Here is a 306-nt window from a genome sequence, read left to right as displayed (position 1 = left end):
GAGGATTACGTCGTCGTTCATGACGTCGCCATAGTAACCTGGGAAGGTTACGAATGCGGATTCGTCAAGACCAACGCGCAGACCACCGAGCTGGATGTAGCCGTAACGCAGGGAACCGGAGCTCTTAGCAGTGTCGCCGTTTTCGTACTGGAAACGAACGCTGGAGAATGTCTTCAGTGTGCCGAGTTCAGTTTCGGAAGCAGTTGTCATGTTCAGGTTGAAACGTGACATGAAGTTGTATGTGTCGCGACGCTTGTTGGTCAGGTTGCCAAGCAGTTTAGCCTGATCACCTTTTACAGAAGCATC

At 51.3% G+C, this 306-nt stretch carries 1 protein-coding gene; it reads right to left on the bottom strand.

Translation table 11 applies throughout. The features are described from left to right. Nucleotides 1-306: porin (locus tag HBA93_RS20260; RefSeq protein WP_221724471.1), on the bottom strand; the 306-nt coding region annotated here is incomplete at both ends.

It is taken from the genome of Ochrobactrum sp. SFR4 (assembly GCF_019730395.1).
Taxonomy (GTDB): Bacteria; Pseudomonadota; Alphaproteobacteria; order Rhizobiales; family Rhizobiaceae; genus Pseudochrobactrum.
The sequence above is the reverse complement of the archived record's forward strand: the minus strand, read 5'-3'. Positions and strand labels throughout refer to the sequence as shown.